Annotated in this window: 20 protein-coding genes; 12 read left to right on the top strand and 8 right to left on the bottom strand. The window is 65.2% G+C overall.

Annotated features, from left to right (window positions below):
• Window positions 1-119: 119 nt before the first annotated feature.
• From rpoH to ftsY, 4 genes are all read right to left on the bottom strand, one after another.
• The gene (gene rpoH / locus F3J45_RS16635) at window positions 120-974 is read right to left on the bottom strand and encodes an RNA polymerase sigma factor RpoH (RefSeq protein WP_167064748.1); all 855 of its coding nucleotides are present in this window, start codon (window positions 972-974) and stop codon (window positions 120-122) included.
• 111 nt (window positions 975-1085) lie between these two features.
• Window positions 1086-2114 (bottom strand): permease-like cell division protein FtsX, encoded by a 1029-nt coding sequence (gene ftsX / locus F3J45_RS16640; protein ID WP_167064751.1) that lies wholly within the window; start codon window positions 2112-2114, stop codon window positions 1086-1088.
• On the bottom strand, window positions 2111-2782 hold the full coding sequence (gene ftsE, locus F3J45_RS16645; protein WP_167064754.1) for a cell division ATP-binding protein FtsE: 672 nt from the start codon (window positions 2780-2782) through the stop codon (window positions 2111-2113). The genes ftsX and ftsE overlap by 4 nt, the downstream gene beginning before the upstream one ends.
• 2 nt (window positions 2783-2784) lie before the next feature.
• Complete coding sequence (gene ftsY / locus F3J45_RS16650; protein WP_167064758.1) at window positions 2785-4374, bottom strand: signal recognition particle-docking protein FtsY; 1590 nt, start codon at window positions 4372-4374, stop codon at window positions 2785-2787.
• Between the two features lie 231 nt (window positions 4375-4605).
• Here ftsY and F3J45_RS16655 point away from each other — a divergent pair, with 231 nt between their 5' ends.
• From F3J45_RS16655 to F3J45_RS16670, 4 genes are all read left to right on the top strand, one after another.
• Complete coding sequence (locus tag F3J45_RS16655; RefSeq protein ID WP_167064761.1) at window positions 4606-5961, top strand: pitrilysin family protein; 1356 nt, start codon at window positions 4606-4608, stop codon at window positions 5959-5961.
• Window positions 5954-7435: a pitrilysin family protein gene (locus F3J45_RS16660; protein WP_167064764.1), complete on the top strand. Its 1482-nt coding sequence runs from the start codon at window positions 5954-5956 to the stop codon at window positions 7433-7435. Before F3J45_RS16655 ends, F3J45_RS16660 begins: the two co-directional genes overlap by 8 nt.
• On the top strand, window positions 7435-8037 hold the full coding sequence (gene rsmD, locus F3J45_RS16665) for a 16S rRNA (guanine(966)-N(2))-methyltransferase RsmD (RefSeq protein ID WP_167064767.1): 603 nt from the start codon (window positions 7435-7437) through the stop codon (window positions 8035-8037). Before F3J45_RS16660 ends, rsmD begins: the two co-directional genes overlap by 1 nt.
• Window positions 8038-8129: 92 nt before the next feature.
• Window positions 8130-9155: a hydrolase gene (locus tag F3J45_RS16670; protein WP_167064771.1), complete on the top strand. Its 1026-nt coding sequence runs from the start codon at window positions 8130-8132 to the stop codon at window positions 9153-9155.
• A gap of 157 nt (window positions 9156-9312) precedes the next feature.
• Here the strand turns inward: F3J45_RS16670 and F3J45_RS16675 are convergent, their stop codons facing one another.
• Window positions 9313-10167: a sulfurtransferase gene (locus F3J45_RS16675; protein WP_167064774.1), complete on the bottom strand. Its 855-nt coding sequence runs from the start codon at window positions 10165-10167 to the stop codon at window positions 9313-9315.
• A gap of 35 nt (window positions 10168-10202) precedes the next feature.
• Window positions 10203-10856 carry a TetR/AcrR family transcriptional regulator gene (locus tag F3J45_RS16680; RefSeq protein ID WP_205300552.1) on the bottom strand — a complete coding sequence of 218 codons (654 nt, stop codon included), beginning with the start codon at window positions 10854-10856 and terminating at the stop codon, window positions 10203-10205.
• Window positions 10857-11019: 163 nt separating this feature from the next.
• On the opposite strand from F3J45_RS16680, the gene F3J45_RS16685 reads away from it, so the two are divergent.
• The 5 genes from F3J45_RS16685 to F3J45_RS16705 all read left to right on the top strand — a co-directional run bounded on the left by F3J45_RS16685 (window position 11020) and on the right by F3J45_RS16705 (window position 15503).
• The gene (locus tag F3J45_RS16685; protein ID WP_167064780.1) at window positions 11020-12450 is read left to right on the top strand and encodes a coniferyl aldehyde dehydrogenase; all 1431 of its coding nucleotides are present in this window, start codon (window positions 11020-11022) and stop codon (window positions 12448-12450) included.
• On the top strand, window positions 12450-12935 hold the full coding sequence (locus F3J45_RS16690) for a twin-arginine translocation pathway signal protein (RefSeq protein WP_167064783.1): 486 nt from the start codon (window positions 12450-12452) through the stop codon (window positions 12933-12935). The genes F3J45_RS16685 and F3J45_RS16690 overlap by 1 nt, the downstream gene beginning before the upstream one ends.
• A 20-nt stretch (window positions 12936-12955) precedes the next feature.
• Window positions 12956-14554, top strand: coding sequence for a GMC family oxidoreductase (locus F3J45_RS16695; RefSeq protein WP_167064786.1), 1599 nt, complete (start codon window positions 12956-12958; stop codon window positions 14552-14554).
• Window positions 14555-14666: 112 nt separating this feature from the next.
• A complete protein-coding gene (gene coaD / locus F3J45_RS16700) occupies window positions 14667-15146 on the top strand; it encodes a pantetheine-phosphate adenylyltransferase (RefSeq protein WP_167064789.1) in 480 nt (159 codons plus the stop codon).
• Between the two features lie 105 nt (window positions 15147-15251).
• Entirely contained in the window at window positions 15252-15503 is a 252-nt protein-coding gene (locus tag F3J45_RS16705) for a YfhL family 4Fe-4S dicluster ferredoxin (RefSeq protein WP_167064792.1), read from the top strand.
• 135 nt (window positions 15504-15638) lie between these two features.
• Here the strand turns inward: F3J45_RS16705 and mutM are convergent, their stop codons facing one another.
• A complete protein-coding gene (gene mutM, locus F3J45_RS16710) occupies window positions 15639-16451 on the bottom strand; it encodes a bifunctional DNA-formamidopyrimidine glycosylase/DNA-(apurinic or apyrimidinic site) lyase (protein WP_167064795.1) in 813 nt (270 codons plus the stop codon).
• 3 nt (window positions 16452-16454) lie between these two features.
• Window positions 16455-17327 (bottom strand): HDOD domain-containing protein, encoded by an 873-nt coding sequence (locus F3J45_RS16715; RefSeq protein ID WP_167064798.1) that lies wholly within the window; start codon window positions 17325-17327, stop codon window positions 16455-16457.
• Between the two features lie 172 nt (window positions 17328-17499).
• Between F3J45_RS16715 and F3J45_RS16720 the strand changes: the two genes are divergently transcribed.
• The 3 genes from F3J45_RS16720 to F3J45_RS16730 all read left to right on the top strand — a co-directional run bounded on the left by F3J45_RS16720 (window position 17500) and on the right by F3J45_RS16730 (window position 22509).
• Window positions 17500-18696 carry a class I SAM-dependent rRNA methyltransferase gene (locus F3J45_RS16720; protein ID WP_167064800.1) on the top strand — a complete coding sequence of 399 codons (1197 nt, stop codon included), beginning with the start codon at window positions 17500-17502 and terminating at the stop codon, window positions 18694-18696.
• 271 nt (window positions 18697-18967) lie between these two features.
• Window positions 18968-20809, top strand: coding sequence for a dihydroxy-acid dehydratase (gene ilvD / locus F3J45_RS16725; protein ID WP_167064803.1), 1842 nt, complete (start codon window positions 18968-18970; stop codon window positions 20807-20809).
• A gap of 308 nt (window positions 20810-21117) precedes the next feature.
• Complete coding sequence (locus F3J45_RS16730; RefSeq protein ID WP_167064808.1) at window positions 21118-22509, top strand: L-cystine transporter; 1392 nt, start codon at window positions 21118-21120, stop codon at window positions 22507-22509.
• Window positions 22510-22547 lie beyond the last annotated feature (38 nt).

Consider the following 22547-nt stretch of genomic DNA (forward strand, 5'->3'; position numbering starts at 1 on the left):
GCCCATCGCGAGCGTTGCTCGCTCCTACCAGTTCAGCGTACGCCCCCCTCTAATGAAATGGCATAAAAAAGCCGCAGGCCCTCATCGGACCTGCGGCTTTTCATTGCAGCCAGGCTTGATCACACCGTGATCAGCGCCTTGACCTTGTTCATCGCATTTTTCTCCAGCTGGCGAATGCGCTCAGCCGAAACGCTGTACTTGTCCGCCAACTCATGCAGCGTGGCCTTCTCTTCAGCCAACCAGCGCTGGTAGAGAATGTCACGGCTGCGCTCGTCCAACCCCTGCAAGGCCACGTGCAGGTTGTTGGTGGAGTTGTCGCTCCAATCGGCATCTTCCAGCTGCACCGCAGGGTCATAGCGGTGGTCTTCCAGGTAATGCGCTGGCGACTGGAAGGCGCTGTCGTCATCGGCCTCGGCGGCCGGGTCGAAGGCCATGTCCTGGCCGCTGAGGCGGCTTTCCATCTCGCGTACTTCACGCGGCTCCACGCCAAGGCTTTCCGCCACGCGGTGCACTTCGTCGTTGTTCAACCAGGCCAGGCGCTTCTTCTGGCTGCGCAGGTTGAAGAACAGCTTGCGCTGGGCCTTGGTGGTCGCGACCTTGACGATACGCCAGTTGCGCAGGATGAATTCGTGGATTTCAGCCTTGATCCAGTGCACGGCGAAGGACACCAGGCGCACACCCATTTCCGGGTTGAAGCGCTTCACGGCCTTCATCAGGCCGACGTTGCCTTCCTGGATCAGGTCGGCCTGGGCCAACCCATAGCCTGCGTAGCTACGGGCGATGTGTACGACGAAACGCAGGTGGGCCATCACCATTTGCCGAGCGGCCTCGAGATCCTGCTCGTAGTAGAGACGCTCGGCCAGATCACGCTCCTGCTCGACAGACAACAGCGGGATGCTGTTGACCGTGTGCACGTAGGCTTCCAGGTTCGCACCGGGTACCAGGGCATAGGCAGGTTGCAACGATGTGGTCATTCAAGAACCTCCGACTTACTAAACTCGCGCCTTGTGGGCGCTGCTAACATTGACCCGGAACGACGGTACAAGTTCCAAAGTGAAGAAAATGTCAATGCTGGCACGAAAAAACTATCGCGGCGCCAGCTCGTTGAGGTGGCGGGCGACGGCGATCCATGCACCGATATACCCCAACAACACCGCTCCGATCAAGAGCGACAGACCATCGGAGCCCGGCACCCCACCCAAGGCGAAGTCACTGCCATACAGCCCCGAGAGCCCTACCACGGCCTCGTTCAGCCAACTCAGGCCAAATGCCAGGATGGCCCAGGCCAGCACACCCGCGCCCAAGCCATACAAGGCCCCCATGTACAGGAAAGGCCGGCGCACGTAGCTGTCGGTACCGCCCACCAGCTTGATCACTTCGATCTCGATGCGGCGGTTCTCGATATGTAGACGAATTGTGTTACCAATTACTAACAGCAATGCAGAAATAAGCATCACGGCCAGGCCGAAGACGAATCGGTCACCCAGCTTGAGGATCGCCGCCAGGCGCTCGACCCACACCAGGTCCAGTTGCGCGTTTTCCACTTGTGGCAGTTCCGCCAGGCGCTGGCGCAAGGCCTCCAGGGCCGGTTTGTCCACTTCGGTCGGCGTCACCACCACCACACCCGGCAGCGGGTTGTCGGGCAGTTCGCGCAAGGCCTCGCCCAGCCCGGATTGCTGCTGGAACTCTTCCAGGGCCTGTGCCGAGCTTACGTACTGGGCATCGGCCACACCCGGCATATGCCGGATATCGTCGCGCAGCGCTTCGCCCTGGCGGCTACCGGCATCGAGCTTGAGGTACAGCGAAATCTGCGCTGCGCGCTGCCACGAACCGCCCAGCTTCTCAACGTTCTTCAGCAGCAGCGACAGGCCCATCGGCATGCTCAGGGCCACCGCCATCACCAGGCAGGTGAAGAAGCTGCCAATCGGCTGCTTACCCAGGCGCCGCAGGCTGTCGGCCAGGCTTGCGCGGTGGCTTTCCAGCCAGGCATTGAACAGGGTACGGAAATCCGGGCCATCATCGTCGTGATCGCCCCGCTTGCGTTTCTCCGGCTTTGGCTCGGCAGCCTTCGGCGCCACGCGCTCGGAAACCTTTGGTGTACGTGTGGTGCTCATTGCCCGGCCTCCCCATCGCCGATCAGACGGCCGCGCTGCAAGGTCAGCATGCGGTGGCGCATGCGCGCAATCAGTGCCAGGTCGTGGCTGGCGATCAAAACCGTGGTGCCCAGGCGGTTGATGTCCTCGAACACGCCCATGATCTCCGCGGCCAGGCGCGGGTCGAGGTTACCGGTGGGCTCGTCGGCCAGCAGCAGGGCTGGCTGGTGGACGATGGCGCGGGCAATGCCCACCCGCTGCTGCTGGCCGGTGGACAGGTCGGCGGGGAACAAGTCGCCCTTGTCGACCAGCGACACCCGTTCCAGCGCCGAATCCACACGCTTGGCGATCTCGGCCTTGGACAACCCGAGAATCTGCAGCGGCAAGGCGATGTTGTTGAACACGGTGCGGTCGAACAGCAACTGGTGGTTCTGGAACACCACGCCGATCTGCCGGCGCAGGAACGGAATTTGTGCATTGCTGATCTGGCCCAGGTCTTGCCCGGCCAGCATCAGCTTGCCGCTGGTCGGGCGCTCCATGGCCAGCAGCAGGCGCAGCAAGGTGCTTTTGCCAGCGCCCGAGTGCCCGGTGACGAACAGGAATTCGCCCCGGCGCGCCCGGAAACTCAGCTCATGCAAGCCGACATGGCCATTGGGGTAGCGCTTGGCAACCTGTTCGAATCGGATCATGGTCAGTCTCGCTCGGCGAACAGAGCCTTGACGAACGGCTCGGCTTCGAAGGTACGCAGGTCGTCGATGCCCTCACCCACCCCGATGAAGCGGATCGGCAGCTTGAATTGCTTGGCCAGGGCGAAGATCACCCCGCCCTTGGCAGTGCCGTCGAGCTTGGTCAGGGCCAGGCCAGTCAGTTCGACGCTCTGGTTAAAGTACTTGGCCTGGCTGATGGCGTTCTGCCCAGTACCGGCGTCGAGCACCAACAGCACCTCATGCGGCGCTTCGGCGTCGAGCTTGCCGATGACCCGGCGAACCTTCTTCAGCTCCTCCATCAGGTTGTCCTTGGTGTGCAGGCGGCCGGCGGTGTCGGCGATCAGCACATCCACGCCACGGGCCTTGGCGGCCTGCACGGCGTCGAAGATGACCGATGCGGAGTCGGCGCCGGTGTGCTGGGCGATCACCGGAATCTGGTTACGCTCGCCCCACACCTGCAACTGCTCGACGGCGGCGGCACGGAAGGTGTCGCCGGCAGCCAGCATGACTTTCTTGCCTTCGAGCTGCAGCTTCTTGGCCAACTTGCCGATGGTGGTGGTCTTGCCTGCGCCGTTAACGCCGACCACGAGAATGACGTAAGGCTTGTTCTGTGCCTCGACCTTCAGCGGCTGCTCGACCGGGCGCAGCAACGCGGCCAGTTCTTCCTGCAGCGACTTGTAGAGTGCGTCGGCATCGGCCAGTTGCTTGCGGGCGACCTTCTGGGTGAGGTTCTGAACGATGGCCGAGGTGGCCTCGACGCCGACGTCGGCGGTCAGCAGGCGGGTTTCGATTTCATCGAGCAGGTCGTCGTCGATGACCTTCTTGCCCAGGAACAGGCTGGCCATGCCTTCGCCGATGCTGGCGCTGGTCTTCGACAAGCCTTGCTTGAGGCGGGCGAAGAAGCCGGGCTTGGACGGCTCGGCGGCCACGGCGGCAGCTACCACAGGGGCTTGTTCAGGGGCGGCTTCTGGCACTGGCTCGGCAGGTGCTGCAACCACGGCCGGGGCTACGGCCACAGTCTCGGGGGCCGGGCGTTCAGGGATGGCCGGCGGTGCCTTGGGTTCCAGGTCAGGCACCAGGGCCACGGGCTCTTCGGCTACCGGCAACACCAGGTTGCTGACCGGCGCTGCGTGCTCGACGACCGGGGCAGCCTGCACAGGCGCGGCCGGCAACGGCGCGGCAACGACAGGCGCCGAAGCCTGCGAAACCACGGGCTGCGGGGCGACCGGCTGCGGCGCTACCGGTTCAGGCGCAGGGGCCTGCGGCGGTTGCGGCGCGACCGGTACGGGGGTAGGCGCCTCGGCGACCGGAGCCTGGGTGGGTTCGGCGGCCTGCGGCGGCTCAACCTGCGCGGGGGCCACGGGCGCCTGTACCGGTACAGGTTCGCCAGCCGAGGTCACCTGGGCGGGAGATTCCTCGACCGCAGCGGCTGCAGGTTGCTCGACGGCGTGGGTTTCCGGCGCGGGCGAGTCCGCTCCCACAGGTTGCTGCGGCTTCTTGCGAAACCAGCTGAACAGGCCTTTTTTCTCACCAGCCTCGGCCGGCGCTTTCTTGTCGTCGTTGGAACCAAACATGGAAGACGGCTATCTCAGGGTAGCGACGGGCCAGCACTGGCCCATCGGAAATTCTCTAAACGCAGAACAGACTATTTTGAATCCGGCTGGTTCATGCGCAATGTTTTGACTTATTGGCCTGCAGGCCAGAACGGCGACAGGCATGGTCGCCAGGCAACCGGATCAGTATCCTAGCACCTCCTGGCCCGCCGACGCTAAACCGAGCAGGCCGCCAAACAGGTTAACCACTGTATGAATGCTCTAGCCCGCCGCGCCGCTGGCCTGTTGCTCAGCACGCTCTGCCTGCCGCTGGCAGCCCAGGCCGCCGATGTGCAACCTACCCACGAATTCATCCTCGACAACGGCCTGAAGGTGGTCGTGCGCGAGGACCACCGCGCGCCGGTGGTGGTGTCGCAGATCTGGTACAAGGTCGGCTCCAGCTACGAGACCCCGGGCCAGACCGGCCTGTCCCACGCCCTGGAACACATGATGTTCAAGGGCAGTGCCAAGGTCGGCCCCGGCGAGGCCTCGCGCATCCTGCGCGACCTCGGCGCCGAGGAAAACGCCTTTACCAGTGACGACTACACCGCCTATTACCAGGTGCTGGCCCGCGACCGCCTGCCGGTGGCCCTGGAGCTCGAAGCCGACCGCCTGGCCAGCCTGCGCCTGCCGGCCGACGAGTTCACCCGCGAAATCGAAGTCATCAAGGAAGAGCGCCGCCTGCGCACCGACGACCAACCCAGCGCCAAGGCCTTCGAGCTGTTCCGTGCCATGGCCTACCCGGCCAGCGGCTACCACACCCCGACCATCGGCTGGATGGCCGACCTCGAACGCATGAAGGTCGAGGAACTGCGCCACTGGTACGAGTCCTGGTATGCGCCGAACAACGCCACCCTGGTGGTGGTTGGCGATGTCACCGTCGACGAAGTGAAGGGCCTGGCACAGAAGTATTTCGCCAGCATTCCCAAGCGCGCCGTGCCACCGGCCAAGCTGCCGCTGGAACTGGCCGAGCCCGGCGAGCGCCTGCTGACCGTGCATGTGCGCACCCAGCTGCCCAGCCTGATCTACGGCTTCAACGTGCCGAGCCTGGCCACCGCCAAGTCCCCCCGCACCGTGCACGCCCTGCGCCTGATCTCGGCCCTGCTCGACGGTGGCTACAGCGCACGCATGCCGGCCCGCCTGGAGCGCGGCCAGGAGCTGGTGGCCGGCGCTTCGTCCAGCTACAACGCCTTCACCCGCGGCGACAGCCTGTTCCTGGTTTCGGCCACGCCGAATGTGCAGAAGCAGAAAACCCTGGCCGATGTCGAGAAAGGCGTGTGGCAGCTGCTCGATGAACTCAAGACCACCCCGCCCAGCGCCGAAGAGCTGGAGCGCGTGCGCGCCCAGGTCATCGCCGGGCTGGTGTATGACCGCGACTCCATCAGCAGCCAGGCCACCACCATTGGCCAGCTGGAAACCGTTGGGCTGTCGTGGAAGCTGATCGACAGCGAGCTGGACGAACTCAAGCAAGTCACCCCCGAGGACATCCAGAACGCCGCGCGCACCTATTTCACCCGCGAACGCCTGAGCGTTGCCCACGTACTGCCCGAGGAGTCCGCTCATGAGTGATCGCGCCCCCCGCTACACCCTGATCGGCACCGGTATCATCGCCCTGGTGGTGGCCGTGGCCGCCGTGCTGGCGCGCCCGGCCCACTCCGAGGCCCAGGCCACCGCCGCACGCCCGGCCAACACCCTGCAGTCGCTGGCCGAACTGGACAGCAAGGCACCGAGCCGGCGCCAGCTGAACATCCAGCACTGGACCACCACCGAAGGCGCCCGGGTACTGTTCGTCGAAGCCCGCGAACTGCCGATGTTCGACCTGCGCGTCACCTTCGCTGCCGGCAGCAGCCAGGACGGCAATACCCCTGGCCTGGCCGCGCTGACCAACGCCATGCTCAACGAGGGCGTGGCCGGCAAGGACGTGACTGCCATCGCCCAAGGCTTCGAAGGCCTGGGCGCCGACTTCGGCAACGGCTCCTACCGCGACATGGCCGTCGCCTCGCTGCGCAGCCTCAGCACCCAGGACAAGCGCGAGCCAGCGCTCAAGCTGTTCGCCGAGGTGGCCGGCAAGCCAACGTTCCCGGAAGACGCCCTCAAGCGCATCAAGAACCAGCTGTTGGCCGGTTTCGAATACGAGAAGCAGAACCCCGGTAAAATCGCCGGCAAGGCCCTGTTCGGCAAGCTGTATGGCGACCACCCCTATGCCCACCCTGCCGACGGCAGCGCCCAGAGCATCCCGGGCATCACCCTGGAGCAACTGCGCGCCTTCCACGCCAAGGCCTACGCCGCGGGCAACGCGGTAATCGCGCTGGTCGGTGACCTCAGCCGCGAAGAGGCCGAAGCGGTGGCCAGCCAGGTTTCCGCTGCCCTGCCCAAGGGCCCGGCGCTGGCCAAACCGGCCGAGCCAGCCGAACCCAAGGCAGGCGCCACCCACATCGACTTCCCGAGCAAGCAAACCCACCTGATGCTCGCCGAGCTTGGCATCGACCGCCAGGACCCGGACTGGCCGGCCCTGTCGCTGGGCAACCAGATTCTCGGCGGCGGCGCCTTTGGCACCCGGCTGATGAGCGAAGTCCGTGAAAAACGCGGCCTGACCTACGGCGTGTACTCGGTGTTCAGCCCGATGCAGGTGCGCGGCCCGTTCATGATCAACCTGCAGACCCGCGCCGAGCTCAGCGAAGGCACGCTCAAGCTGGTGCAGGACATCCTCGCCGACTACCTCAAGAACGGCCCAACCCAGCAAGAGCTGGACGACGCCAAGCGCGAACTGGCGGGCAGCTTCCCGCTGTCCAACGCCAGCAACAGCAGCATCGTCGGCCAACTGGGCGCCATTGGCTTCTATAATCTGCCGCTGACCTGGCTTGAGGACTTCATGCAGCAGTCCCAGGCGCTGACCGTCGAGCAGGTCAAGGCAGCGATGAACAAGCACCTGTCCGCCGACAAACTGGTGATCGTCACCGTCGGCCCCAAGGTTGCGCAAAAGCCGCTGCCGGCCCCCACTGACAAACCCGCCGAGCAACCGCTCGGCGTACCGGAGCACTAATGCCTAGATCCACCCCTCCCGCCCGCCCGCAACAGGGCCAAAGCAAGGGCCAGGGTCACCTGCGCATCATCGCCGGCGAGTGGCGCAGCCGCCGCCTGGCGGTGCCCGAAGGCGATGGCCTGCGGCCAACGCCTGACCGCGTGCGCGAAACCGTGTTCAACTGGCTGGCGCCCTACATCGAAGGCGCCCGGGTGCTGGACGCCTTCACCGGCAGCGGCGCCCTGGTGCTCGAAGCGCTGTCCCGCGGCGCCGAGGATGCCGTGGCGCTGGACAGCAACCCGGCCGCCATCGCCAACCTGAAGAACAACCTCGAAATCCTGCGCTGCCCGCGCGGGCAGATCCTGCAGACCGACGCCCTGCGCTACCTGCAGAACCCGGCCAAGCAGCAGTTCGACGTGGTGTTCCTCGACCCGCCGTTTCACCAGAACCTGCTGGGCGAAACCTGCAACCTGCTGGAACAGAACCAGTGGCTGGGTGAGCAGGCCTGGGTCTACACCGAAAGCGAAGCGGCCCCTTCGACCCTGGCAATGCCTGGCAACTGGCGCCTGCACCGGGAGAAAAAGACGGGCCAGGTGCACTATGCGCTTTGGCAGCGCGGCTGATGCCCTGGGCCCAGCCGGCTACCGACCAATAGCGCAGGTACAGCGGCGCTGTTTCATGGCACTCTAGGCAGGCACATCACGAGTCGCCCAGCATGCCCAGCACTACCACCAGCTTTCGCCCGGCCATTGGCCTGTCCAACCCCCACCTGCAGACCTTGTGGGGGCCGCTGTGGCGCAAGCTGCCTGCCATCGAGCGCACGCGCGAACGCCTGTGGCTGGCCGACGGCGACTTCCTCGACCTGGACTGGCACGGCCCGCACCAGCCCGATGCACCGCTGGTGCTGGTGCTGCACGGGCTGACCGGCTCTTCCCACTCGCCCTATGTCAAAGGCTTGCAGCAATCGCTGCAGGCCCGCGGCTGGGCCAGTGTGGCGGTGAACTGGCGGGGCTGTTCGGGGGAACCGAACCTGCTGCCGCGCAGCTACCATTCCGGCGCCAGCGAAGACCTGGCCGAGGTGGTTACCCACTTGCGTGCCCAGCGGCCCCTGGCGCCGCTGTACGCGGTTGGCTATTCGCTGGGCGGCAACGTCTTGCTCAAGTACCTGGGGGAGAGCGGTTCAGCCAGCCAGCTGGAGGCTGCCGTGGCGGTTTCCGTGCCGTTTCGCCTGGACCAATGCGCCGACCGCATCGGCCAAGGTTTTTCCAAGGTGTACCAGGCGCACTTCATGCGCGAGATGCTGGCCTACCTGCAGCTCAAGCAACGGCACTTTCGCGACCGCGGGCACCACGAGGGCCTGGCCGCCCTCGACCGGTTGGGCCCACTGGGCCGGATGAAAACCTTCTGGGATTTCGACGGCAGGGTCACCGCACCGCTCAACGGTTTCAGCGATGCGCACGATTATTATCGGCGCGCCTCAAGCCGGTACTACCTGGGTGAAAACCGCACGCCGACGTTGATTATCCAAGCCAGCGATGACCCGTTCGTGTTCGGCCACAGCCTGCCCTTGGCCAATGAACTGGCGGCCAATACGCAGTTCGAGTTGCATGAGCGTGGCGGGCATGTGGGGTTTGTCGAGGGTAGCTTGCGCAACCCGGGCTATTACCTGGAGCGGCGGATTCCCCAGTGGCTGGCGGCCCAGCACCGCCGCGATGACACTGGGGGTACGCCGACCTGGTAGGAGCGAGCGTAGCTCGCGATGGGGCGCGCAGCGGCCCCAGGCCCGCAGCTTCACCGCACATGATGCCAGGGCTGCTTTGCAGCCCATCGCGAGCTGCGCTCGCTCCTACAGGGGGGTTCCCTGGGCGACAGCGCAGCCCGCAAAATGGCTGCTTTGCTTATTCGCCAGTGGCCACGCCGTGCTTGGGATCATTGATCCACTCGCTCCACGACCCCGCGTACAACCGGCCCAGCGGATAACCCGCCAGCGCCAGGGCGAACAGGTTGTGGCAGGCCGTTACGCCCGACCCGCAATAGGCCACCAAATGCTCTGCTGAGCGGCCAGCGAGCTTTTCCGCAAAGCGCTGTTTGAGCTGCTGCGCTGGCAGAAACCGCCCGTCGGCACCGATGTTCTCGTTGAACGCCGCGCACTGGGCGCCTGGAATATGCCCGGCCACCGGGTCGATGGGTTCCACTTCACCGCGAAACCGTGGCAGTGCGCGGGCGTCGATCAAGGTCAGGTCAGGGCTACCCAGGCGCTTGGCCAGGTGCTCGGCGTCAATCAGCAGCTTGACATCCGCCTCGCCCTTGAACGTGCCTTCGCGCCTGGCCGGTGCATCCAGGCTCAGCGGCAGGTGCGCCGCATGCCAGGCCTTCAGGCCACCATCGAGAATGGCCACACCGCTGCGCTTGCCCAGCCAGACGAGCAACCACCAGGCCCGCGCGGCAAAGGCCCCCGGGCCATCGTCGTACAGCACCACCTCGCTGTCATCGTCCAGCCCCCACTCGCGCAGGCGCTCGACCAGCCGCGCCGGCTCCGGCAATGGGTGGCGGCCAGTGCGGCCCTTGTGCACCGGCCCGCTCAGGTCCCGCTCAAGGTCAGCGAAGTGCGCGCCGGCGATATGCCCCTCGGCATAGCTGCGTTGGCCGTAATCCACATCCTCCAGGGCAAAACGACAATCCAGGATCACCAGCTTCGGCGAGTCCAGGCGCTCGGCCAGCTGTTGCGGGGTGATCAATTGCGCAAGGGGCATGACAATCTCCTGATCGATGGCACGAAAGCCCTGGGCTAGTGTTCCAGGGCCTGATTGAACGGTACGTGGAATTCCTGGCACAGGGTGTCCACAGCCGTGCGGGCATGGTCGGTGACGAAGCCAAGCTCCAGCACCAGCACCTGATAGACGCCGCGCTTGAAGGCTTCTTCACCCAGGTGCGCAGAATGCTCACGCGTGGTGCTGAGAAAACGCACCCAAGAGGTCAGCACAATCCAGGCGTTGATGGTCAGCGATTCGATCTGCGCCGCTTCCATGGCAAGGATTCCCGCTTCGACGAAGCCCCGGTAAATCGCTTGGCCCTGGCGCAGGCAACGCTCGGAAAAACGCCGGTAGCGCGCCGCCAGTTCGGCATCGCTGTCCAGCAGGTGCTCAAGGTCCCGGTGCAGGAAGCGGTAGTTCCACATCGCCGCCAGCAGCGCCTTGAGGTAGAAGCGCTTGTCTTCGACCGTGGCTGCACGGCCCTGTGGCGGGCGCAGGAAGCTGTCCACCAATTCTTCGTACTGGCTGAACAGCACGGCGATGATCGCCTGCTTGTTGGGGAAGTGGTAATACAGGTTGCCAGGCGAGATTTCCATGTGCGCGGCAATGTGGTTGGTACTGACGCTGCGTTCGCCCTGCTGGTTGAACAGCTCCAGGCTGCTCTGCACGATGCGCTCTCGGGTTTTCATGCGCGGGGCCATGCTCAGCTCCCAGTCTGCAGGCTTTCGGTTAACCGCCATCTTACGGTGTAACCCGCCCGCAATGCACCGCTTGGCCGGGTGAAAAAAGTCGCACGATGGTGCCGGTTAGAGTATAGGCTCTATAAATTCTCAGCCCATCCGGGACGCCGCCGTGACTTCGCCTCTCGCCTTGCCTGCCGTGCACGTCCATACCGACCTGGCGGCCACCTTCGCCGCCCAGCGCCAAGCCTTTTCCAGCCACCCGATGCCCCCGGCCGCGCAGCGCCTGCAGTGGCTGAAAAGCCTGCGCCAGGCACTGTTGGCAGGCCAGCAGGCGTTGATCGAGGCGATCGATGCCGACTTCGGTGGCCGCAGCGCCGATGAAACCCTGCTGGCCGAGTTGCTGCCTTCGATACAGGGCATCCGCCATGCCGAGCGCCACCTGCAGCGCTGGATGCGCCCATCCAGGCGCCGCGTGGGCCTGGCGTTCCAGCCGGCCAGCGCGCGGGTGATCTACCAACCGCTGGGCGTGGTGGGCATCATCGTGCCGTGGAACTACCCGCTGTTTCTCGCCATCGGCCCACTGACCGGGGCCCTGGCCGCCGGTAACCGGGTGATGCTCAAACTCAGCGAGTCCACCCCAGCCAGCGCGCTGGCACTCAAAGCCCTGCTGCAGCGGGTGTTCCCCGAAGACCTGGTCAGCGTGGTGCTGGGCGAAGTCGAAGTGGGCCAGGCATTCGCCCACCTGCCCTTCGACCACCTGCTGTTCACCGGTGCCACCCACATCGGCCGCCAAGTGATGCAGGCTGCCGCCGGCAACCTGACCCCGGTAACCCTGGAGCTGGGCGGCAAGTCACCGGCGATCGTTTCCGCCAGCGTGCCGCTGGACACCGCCGCCGAGCGCATCGCCTTCGGCAAAACCCTCAATGCCGGCCAGACCTGCGTCGCGCCCGACTACGTGCTGGTGCCACGCGAACGCCTGCAGGCTTTCGCCGACGCCTACCGCAACGCCGTGCACAAGCTGTACCCGCAGGTCGCCAACAACCCCGACTACAGCGCCATCATCAACCCCCGGCAGTTGCAGCGCCTGCAACAGCTGCTGGACGATGCCCGCGCCAAGGGCGCCGAAGTCGTCGACCTGTACCCCGACGAAAACCGTCAGGGCCGGCGCTTGCCACCGCACCTGCTGACCCAGGTGAATGACGGCATGCGGGTGATGCAAGACGAAATCTTCGGCCCGTTGCTGCCGCTGGTGCCCTACGACTGCCTCGATGAGGCCTTGGCCTACATCAACCAGCGCCCACGCCCCCTGGCGCTTTACTACTTCGGCTACGACCGGGACGAGCAGGCCCACGTGCTGCAATACAGCCATTCGGGCGGGGTGTGCCTGAACGACACCCTGCTGCATGTGGCCCAGGACGACCTGCCGTTCGGTGGCATCGGCCCCTCCGGCATGGGGCATTACCATGGCCACGAGGGCTTCCTGACGTTCAGCAAGGCCAAGGCCGTGCTGACCAAGCAGCGCCTGAACGTCGCCCGGCTGATCTACCCACCCTATGGCAAGGCCTTGCAGCGCCTGGTCTACCGGTTGTTCATCCGCTGATGCAGCGCCGCGACCTGTTGCGTCTGAGCCTGGGCGCCAGCGTGTTCCTTGGCACCGTGAGCCTGGTTGGCTGCTCGGCGCAGTCGCCCGCTGACGGCTACCGGGTGCTGCGCGATGACGACCTGCCCGTACTGGGGGCCTTGATCCCGGTGGTGCTGGCCGGCACCTCGGCCACGGCAGCCGTGGTACTGCGAAGCGTCGACCACACCCTGGCGGCACTTTCACCGGAAATGCTCAAGCTCACCCGGCAACTGTTCGACGTGCTGAGCCTGCCGCTCACCCGCGGCCCGCTGACGGGCGTCTGGGGCGCCTGGGAACAGGCCAGCGCCGATCAGGTCACGGCTTTTCTCCAGCGCTGGCAGGACAGTTCGCTGAACCTGCTGCGCATGGGCCACGCCTCGCTCCTGCAGCTGTTGTTGATGGCCTGGTACGAATGCCCGCAAGCCTGGGCTGCCTGCGGCTACCCCGGCCCGCCGAACATCTGAAAACAACAAGAGCATCGCCCATGCCTGTTTCCGACCCGTTTCGCCAAGGCCTCGAACGCGGCTGGCTCACCCAGGATGGCTCACGCCTGGAACACGACCTGGCCCTGCAGGCCGACATCGCCGTGATTGGCAGCGGCGCTGGCGGTGCCACCAGCGCGCAGATGCTCAGTGCTGCCGGTTTCAAGGTGCTGTTGATCGAGGAGGGGCCGCTGAAAACCAGCAGCGACTTCCACCTGCTGGAGCACGAGGCCTACGCCAGCCTGTACCAGGAAGGCCTGGGCCGGATGAGCAAGGACGGCGCCATCACCATCCTTCAGGGCCGCGCCGTAGGGGGCACCACGCTGGTCAACTGGACGTCGAGCTTCCGCACGCCGCCGCCAACCCTGGAACACTGGGCCTCGGCCCACGCCGTGCATGGCCTGGGCGAAGCCGACCTGCGCCCCTGGTTCGAGCGGGTGGAGCAGGAACTGGGCATCAGCCCCTGGGCGCTGCCGCCGAACGCCAACAACGAGGTGCTGCGCCGCGGCTGCGAACAGCTGGGTTACCGCTGGGCGGTGATCCCGCGCAACGTGCGAGGCTGCTGGAACCTGGGCTATTGCGGCATGGGTTGCCCGGTCAATGCCAAGCAATCGATGCTGGTAACGCGCATTCCCGCCACCCTGGACCACGGTGGCGAGCTGCTGTACCTGGCCCGTGCCGAGCGCTTGGAACATGACGGCGAGCGCGTGCGCCAGCTGCACTGCCAGGCCCTCGACGCCCAAGGCATCCACCCCACGGGCCGGCGCATCACGGTGCAGGCACGCCACTACATCGTTGCCGCTGGCGGCATCAACAGCCCGGCCCTGCTGCTGCGCTCCAAAGCCCCCGACCCGCACGGCCGCCTGGGCAAGCGCACGTTCCTGCACCTGGTGAACTTCAGCGCGGCGCGCTTCAGTGAACGCATCGACCCGTACTACGGCGCCCCGCAATCGATCTACAGCGACCATTTCCAGTGGCAGGGCGGCAGCGACGGGCCTGTGGGCTACAAACTGGAAGTACCGCCCCTGCACCCGGCCCTGGCCAGCACCCTGCTCGGCAGCCACGGCGCAGAAAACGCCAGGCGCATGGCCGAGCTTCCCCACACCCACGTGATGTTGGCGCTGCTGCGCGACGGCTTTCACCCGCAAAGCCAGGGCGGCAATGTGGAGTTGCGCGGCGATGGCTCGCCGGTGCTGGATTACCCGGTCACCGACTACCTGCGCGATGGCCTGCGCCGGGCCTACCACAGCATGGCGCAGATCCAGTTCGCCGCCGGCGCCACCCAGGTCACGCCCGTGCACGCCGATGCGCGCCCGGCCAGCAACCTGGCCCAAGCGCAGCAAATGATCGATGCCCTGCAGCTGGAGCCGTTTCGCACCCGCCTGGGCAGTGCCCATGTGATGGGCGGCTGCGCCATGGGCGAACGCCCGCAGCAGGCGGTGTGCGACAGCTTGGGCCGGCACCACCAGCTGGCCAACCTGTCGGTGCATGATGGCTCGCTGTTCCCCACCAGTATCGGCGCCAACCCGCAATTGTCGGTGTACGCCATCAGCGCCCGGCTGACCGAGGCGCTGATCGGCCGCCTGGCACGCAGTGCATGACAACGAACTGGCCGCCTGTCTATAGTGCCATCAGCTGGCCGCATGACTTGGCCGGGGCGCCGCCGCTGCGCTACCATCGGACTCCCCAACGCACTCCAGCCAGGATGACGCGATGAACCGAGTGTTGTACCCGGGTACTTTCGACCCCATTACCAAAGGCCATGGCGACCTGGTCGAGCGCGCTTCGCGCCTGTTCGACCATGTGATCATCGCGGTGGCGGCCAGCCCGAAGAAAAACCCCCTGTTCCCGCTGGAACAACGGGTGGAGCTGGCGCGGGAGGTTACCAAGCACCTGCCCAACGTCGAAGTCCTCGGCTTCTCCTCGTTGCTGGCGCACTTTGCCAAGGAACAGGGCGCCAACGTGTTCCTGCGCGGCCTGCGCGCGGTGTCGGACTTCGAGTACGAGTTCCAGCTGGCGAACATGAACCGCCAGCTTGCACCCGACGTGGAGAGCCTGTTCCTCACGCCTTCTGAGCGTTACTCGTTCATTTCTTCCACGTTGGTGCGGGAAATTGCCGCGTTGGGCGGAGATATCAGCAAGTTCGTTCACCCAGCGGTGGCCGAGGCGCTGACCGAACGCTTCAAGAAGTAAGTAAAAGCGCTGGATGATCGCGCCCGCGTGCACTGCGGGCGCGAATGCGGCACAATTGTGCCCATTGCGAACATGCCCGGGCGAAGCGCCCCGGCCGGAGTCCCCATGTCCCTGATCATCACCGACGATTGCATCAACTGCGACGTCTGCGAACCCGAGTGCCCGAACGAGGCCATCTCCCAAGGCGAAGAGATCTACGTGATCGACCCGAGCCTGTGCACCCAGTGCGTGGGTCATTACGACGAGCCGCAGTGCCAGCAGGTCTGCCCGGTCGACTGCATCCCGCTGGATGAGGCGCACCCGGAAACCGAAGACGAGCTGATGGCCAAGTACCGCCGGATTACCGGCAAGGCCTGAGCACCGCCTGGCAAGGGCTTCGCCCTTGTTCGCGGGCAAGCCCGCTCCCACAGGATCGATGCAATCCCCGGGTAACACTCGACACCTGTAGGAGCGGGCTTGCCCCGCGAATGGGCCGCACAGCGGCCCCAGGCCTCAGCGCTGGCAGCGCGGGCAGAACACGCTCGCCCGCTGCCCCAGCTTCACCTCGCGCAACGTCGTGCCGCACAGCTTGCACGGCTGCCCGCCGCGCCCGTACACGAACAATTCCTGCTGGAAGTACCCCGGCTGCCCGTCGCCACCGATGAAGTCGCGCAGGGTGGTGCCGCCCTGCTCGATGGCCGCCGCCAGCACCCGCTTGATCTCGACTGCCAGCTTCAGGTAGCGCGCCCGGGAAATACCGCCGGCCTCGCGCCGCGGGTCGATTCCGGCGGCGAACAGCGCCTCGGTGGCGTAGATGTTGCCCACCCCCACCACTACCGCGTTGTCCATGATGAACGGCTTGACCGCCATCGAGCGCCCGCGCGACAGCTGGAACAGCCGCTCGCCATCGAACAGCTCGGTCAGCGGCTCCGGCCCCAGGCGCAGCAGCAACTCATGCTGCAGCGGCTCAAGGCTCCAGAGCATGGCGCCAAAGCGGCGTGGGTCGGTGTAGCGCAGCATCAGCCCCGACTCCAGCTCGATATCCACATGCTCATGCTTGGCTGCCGGCAACCCCCGTTCCACCAGGCGCAGGTTGCCCGACATGCCCAGGTGGCTGATCAAGGTGCCAACCTCGGCATTGATCAGCAGGTACTTGGCCCGGCGCTCGACGCTGACGATAGTTTGCCCGGACAGGCGCACGTCGAGGTCTTCGGGAATCGGCCAGCGCAGGCGCCGGTCACGCACCACCACGCGGCTGACCCGCTGGCCTTCCAGGTGCGGCGCAATCCCGCGCCGGGTGGTTTCCACTTCAGGTAGTTCTGGCATGTATCAGTGCCCGCCCAGCTCGCGAATATTCTGTTTGAGGGTTTCGAAGTCGTACTCGCTCAGGCCGATGTAGTCCAGCACCAGCGGGCCGACAGCTTCCCATTCGTGGTCGGCGCCCTGGTTTCCCAGCACGCGGTAGGAGGCGCAGATGTGCTCGGCCATCTTCAGCACGGCCAGCAGGTTCTTCAATTGGCTCTGAGTGTTGCGCGGCGACTCCTCGCGGAAAATCGCCAGGGCATTGTGGTGGTTGGCGATGGCCGCGCTGATGTGCTCGGGCAGGCGCCAGGACTTGGCGGTGAAGTAGCCGACCACCGAATGGTTGGTGTTGAACACGCGGTTCTCGGTGTCGACCACTCGGCACGCTTCGCTGGCCTTGGCGTAGGCGTCTTCCAGCACGTCCATGTAGTTGGGGAAGCGCTTGAGCATCAGCGGCACGCCACAATCGTGGAACAGGCCCAGGGTATAGGCCTCGTCGGCAGCCTGGATGCCCGTGCGCTTGGCCAGGGTCAGGCAGGTCATCGCCACATCCTGGGCGGTGTCCCAGAAACGGTTGAGGGTGACGATGGTTTCGTCGCTCATCTCGCCCTTGATCGATTGGGCGTTGATCAGGTTGATGATCGAGCGGCTGCCCAACAGGTTCACCGCGCGCTGGATCGAGCCGATCTTGTTGGACAGGCCGAAATGCGGTGAATTGACGAGCTTGAGCAAGGCCCCGGCCAGGCCTGGGTCCTGGGAAATCAGCTTGGCGATGGTTTCCAGGTCCGGGTCGGGCATGTACTGCTCGAACTGCAGGTCGACCATGATCTGCGGTTGCGGCGGAATGGTGATGCCTTGCAAGGCTTGCTGGATCTGTTCGGCGCTGAGTTCTTGGGACATGCGTACATACTCGTGAAGGACCAGCGATTTTAACCCTCTATTCAGATGCATCGCGAGCTGTGCTCGCTCCTACGGGATGTGTGCCGGCCCGGTCGGCGCTCGATTTGTCGGCCCTCGCTCCGATACCCGGCCATACACGTTATAATCCCGCTCTTTTTCCCGGAGCGACGTCATGTCCCTGCCCAGCCTTCGCCTCAAAGCCAATGCCGACCGCCGCCTGCGCGCCGGCCACCTGTGGGTCTACAGCAACGAAGTCGACGTTAGCGCGACCCCGCTGCAAGGCTTCCAGGCCGGCCAACAGGCCGTTCTAGAGGCGGCCAATGGCAAGCCCCTGGGCATCGTTGCACTGAGCCCGAACAACCTGATCTGCGCCCGCCTGCTGTCGCGCGACATCAAGCTGGCGCTGGACAAGTCGCTGCTGGTGCACCGCCTGAACGTCGCCCTGTCGCTGCGCGAGCGCCTGTTCGACAAGCCCTGCTACCGCCTGGTGTACGGCGATTCCGACCTGCTCCCGGGCCTGGTGGTCGACCGCTTCTTCGACATCCTCGTGGTTCAGCTGGCCTCGGCCACCATGGAAGCGCACAAGGATGAGGTGATCGCCGCCCTGGTGCAGGTGCTCAAGCCCAGCGGCATCCTGTTCAAGAACGATTCCGCCGCCCGTGATGCCGAAGGCCTGGCGCGCTATGTCGAAACCGTTTACGGCGAAGTGCCGGACTGGGTCGCCCTGGAAGAGAACGGCGTCAAGTTCGAAGCGCCGGTACGCGAGGGCCAGAAGACCGGCTGGTTCTACGACCACCGCATGAACCGCGCCCGCCTGGCGCCCTACGTCAAGGGCAAGCGCGTGCTCGACCTGTTCAGCTACATCGGTGGCTGGGGCGTGCAGGCCGGTGCGTTCGGTGCCAGCGAAGTGTTCTGCGTGGACGCCTCGGGCTTCGCCCTGGACGGCGTCGAGCGCAACGCCGCGCTGAACGGCATCAGCGAGAACGTCACCTGCATCGAAGGCGATGTGTTCGAGGCCCTGCGTGAACTGAAGGCTGCCGAAGAGCGCTTCGACGTGATCATTGCCGACCCACCCGCCTTCATCAAGCGCAAGAAAGACCTGAAAAACGGCGAAGCGGCCTACCGCCGCCTCAACGAACAGGCCATGCGCATGCTGAGCAAGGACGGCATCCTGGTCAGCGCCTCGTGCTCGATGCACCTGCCCGAGGACGACCTGCACAACATCCTGCTGACCAGCGCCCGCCACCTGGACCGCAACCTGCAGCTGCTCGAACGCGGCGGCCAGGGCCCGGACCACCCGGTGCACCCGGCAATCGCCGAGACGCGCTACATCAAGAGCATCACCTGCCGCTTGCTGCCAAACAGCTGATCCCTGCCAAAAAGGGCCGCCCAGCGGCCCTTTCCTGCCGCAATCTCCCCGCCAGCCATCCACATGCGCATTCCTTCGCCGCGCCAGCGGTGTAGAATCGGCCTATTCATCGCCAGTCATCCCCGGCGGGTTTATGAGCTCTGGCCAAGCACGCGGCGATCCCGCGGCGTCTTCGGCCCCATCCGTGCCAGTGGCAACCGGCCTGCGGCGCAAAGGACAAGAGAAGCTCACTCCCCATTCTGTGACCTGATTAAGCCGCCAGGAGTGTTTCATGCCTGATTATCGTTCCAAGACGTCCACCCAAGGCCGCAACATGGCCGGCGCCCGTGCCCTGTGGCGCGCCACCGGGATGAAGGACGAAGACTTCAAGAAACCGATCATCGCCATCGCCAACTCGTTCACCCAGTTCGTCCCAGGCCACGTGCACCTGAAGGACCTGGGCCAGCTGGTCGCCCGCGAGATCGAACGCGCCGGTGGCGTGGCCAAGGAATTCAACACCATCGCGGTCGATGACGGCATCGCCATGGGCCACGACGGCATGCTGTACTCGCTGCCAAGCCGCGAGATCATCGCCGACGCCGTGGAGTACATGGTCAACGCCCACTGCGCCGACGCCATCGTGTGCATTTCCAACTGCGACAAGATCACCCCCGGCATGCTGATGGCCGCCCTGCGCCTGAACATCCCGGTGATCTTCGTGTCCGGCGGCCCGATGGAAGCCGGCAAGACCAAGCTGGCCAGCCATGGCCTGGACCTGGTCGACGCCATGGTGATCGCCGCCGACTCCACCGCCAGCGACGAGAAAGTCGCCGAGTACGAGCGCAGCGCCTGCCCGACCTGTGGTTCGTGCTCCGGCATGTTCACCGCCAACTCGATGAACTGCCTGACCGAAGCCCTGGGCCTGGCCCTGCCGGGCAACGGTTCGACCCTGGCCACCCACGCCGACCGCGAGCAGCTGTTCCTCACTGCCGGGCGCACCATCGTCGAGCTGTGCAAGCGCTACTACCAGGACAACGACGAGTCCGTTCTGCCGCGCAGCATCGCCAACTTCAAGGCGTTCGAAAACGCCATGATGCTGGACATCGCCATGGGCGGTTCGACCAACACCATCCTGCACCTGCTGGCCGCGGCCCAGGAAGGCGAGGTGGCTTTCGACCTGCGTGACATCGACCGCCTGTCGCGCAAGGTGCCGCAGCTGTGCAAGGTGGCGCCGAACATCCAGAAGTACCACATGGAAGACGTGCACCGCGCCGGCGGCATCTTCAGCATTCTCGGCTCGCTGGCCCGCGGCGGCCTGCTGCACACCGACCTGCCCACCGTGCACAGCCGCAGCATGGAAGAAGCCATCGCCAAGTGGGACATTACCCAGACCGATGACGAAGCCGTGCACACCTTCTTCAAGGCAGGCCCGGCCGGCATCCCGACGCAAACCGCGTTCAGCCAGTCGACCCGCTGGGAAACCCTCGACGACGACCGTGAGAACGGCTGCATCCGCAGCTTCGAACACGCCTACTCGCAAGAGGGCGGCCTGGCCGTGCTGTACGGCAACATCGCCCTGGACGGCTGCGTGGTGAAGACCGCCGGCGTCGACGAGTCGATCCATGTGTTCGAAGGCACCGCGAAGATCTTCGAAAGCCAGGACAGCGCCGTGCGCGGCATCCTCGCCGACGAAGTGAAGGCCGGCGACATCGTGATCATCCGTTACGAAGGCCCGAAAGGCGGCCCTGGCATGCAGGAAATGCTGTACCCGACCTCCTACCTGAAGTCCAAGGGCCTGGGCAAGGCCTGCGCCCTGCTCACCGACGGCCGCTTCTCCGGTGGCACCTCGGGCCTGTCGATCGGCCACGCCTCGCCGGAAGCCGCTGCTGGCGGCGCCATCGGCCTGGTGCGCGACGGCGACAAGGTACTGATCGACATCCCGAACCGGTCGATCAACCTGCTGGTCAGCGATGAAGAGCTGGCCGAGCGCCGCGTGGAGCAGGACAAGAAAGGCTGGAAGCCGGCCGAAGTCCGCCCACGCAAGGTGACCACCGCGCTGAAGGCCTATGCCCTGCTGGCAACCAGTGCCGACAAGGGTGCTGTGCGTAACAAGGCGATGCTTGAAGGGCTGTAAGGCTCTGACCGCGTAAAAAAGAACCGGCGCCATGGCGCCGGTTTTTTTATGCCCGCCCTCCCTAAATCTGGTAGGAGCGAGCGCAGCTCGCGATGCGCCGCAACGCGGCGCTTATCCAACCGCGGTGAGATTTACCGCCGCATCGCGAGCTGCGCTCGCTCCTACCGGGCCTTTTTGGGTCGTATATTCCATTTAAAACTAAGCAAATTACTTTTAGGTATAAATTCGTTTCTTTTCGGGCTGTTAGCATTTCTGTTCGCAATCGCTCACCAGAGGCGATGCCTCTTCTGCTTTTTCCTGGAGCTTCAATGAACCTGCCGCTGTCCCTCAACCTGCTGGCGTTCCTGGCCCTGCTGCTAGGCCTGGCACAAACTGGCCGCACCGACTGGAGCCTGGCCAAGAAGGTGTTGCTTGGCCTGGCCATCGGCGTGCTGTTCGGCCTGGCGCTGCACACCCTCTACGGCGCCGGCCACCCGGTGCTCAAGGCCACCATCGGCTGGCTCGACCTGGTCGGCAACGGCTACGTCGGCCTGTTGCAGATGATCGTGATGCCGCTGATCTTCGCCTCGATCCTCAGCGCCGTGGCACGCCTGCACAATGCCTCGTCGCTAGGCCGCATCAGCGTGCTGAGCATCGGCACCCTGCTGCTGACCACCGCCATCGCGGCGCTGATCGGCATCGTGCTCACCAACCTGTTTGGCCTGAGCGCCGAGGGCCTGGTGGCCGGTGCCCAGGAAAACGCGCGCATGCAGGTTATCCACAGCGACTACGCGGGCAAGGTCGCCGACCTCAATATCCCGCAGTTGCTGCTGTCGTTCATCCCCAGCAACCCAGTAGGTGACCTGGCACGGGCCAAGCCCACCTCGATCATCAGCGTGGTGATCTTCGCCGTGTTCGTTGGCCTGGCCGCCCTGCAACTGATGAAGGACGATGCCGAGAAGGGCCAGCGCGCCCTGTCGGCCATCGACACCCTGCAGGCCTGGGTGATGCGCCTGGTGCGCGTGGTGATGAAGCTCACCCCGTATGGCGTGCTGGCGCTGATGACCAAGGTGGTGGCCAGCTCGAACCTGGAAGACATCCTCAAGCTGGGCAGCTTCGTGGTGGTGTCGTACCTGGGCCTGGCGTTGATGTTCGTGGTTCACGGCATCATCCTCGCCGCGACCGGCGTCAGCCCGCTGCGCTTCCTGCGCAAGGTGTGGCCGGTGCTGACCTTTGCCTTCACCAGCCGCTCCAGCGCGGCCAGCATTCCGCTGAACATCGAAGCGCAAACCCGCCGCCTGGGCGTGCCGCAGTCGATTGCCAGCTTCAGTGCCTCGTTCGGCACCACCATCGGCCAGAACGGCTGCGCCGGGCTCTACCCAGCCATGCTGGCGGTGATGGTGGCGCCAGCGGTGGGCATCGATACCTTCGACCCACTGTGGATCGCGACCCTGGTGGCCATCGTCACCTTGAGTTCGGCAGGGGTTGCCGGGGTGGGCGGTGGTGCGACGTTCGCTGCACTGATCGTGCTGCCGGCCATGGGCTTGCCGGTCGAACTGGTGGCGTTGCTGATTTCGGTGGAGCCGTTGATCGACATGGGCCGCACGGCGCTGAACGTGAATGGGTCGATGACCGCCGGTGTGGTGACCAGCCAGTTGTTGAAAGAGACTGACAAGGATGTGCTAGCCGGCGATGAGCATGCCGAGTTGAGCCATACCTGATAGAAATGGGGCCGCTTTGCGGCCCATCGCGACCTCTG

Source organism: Pantoea sp. Ap-967 (genome assembly GCF_011752565.1).
Taxonomy (GTDB): domain Bacteria; phylum Pseudomonadota; class Gammaproteobacteria; order Pseudomonadales; family Pseudomonadaceae; genus Aquipseudomonas.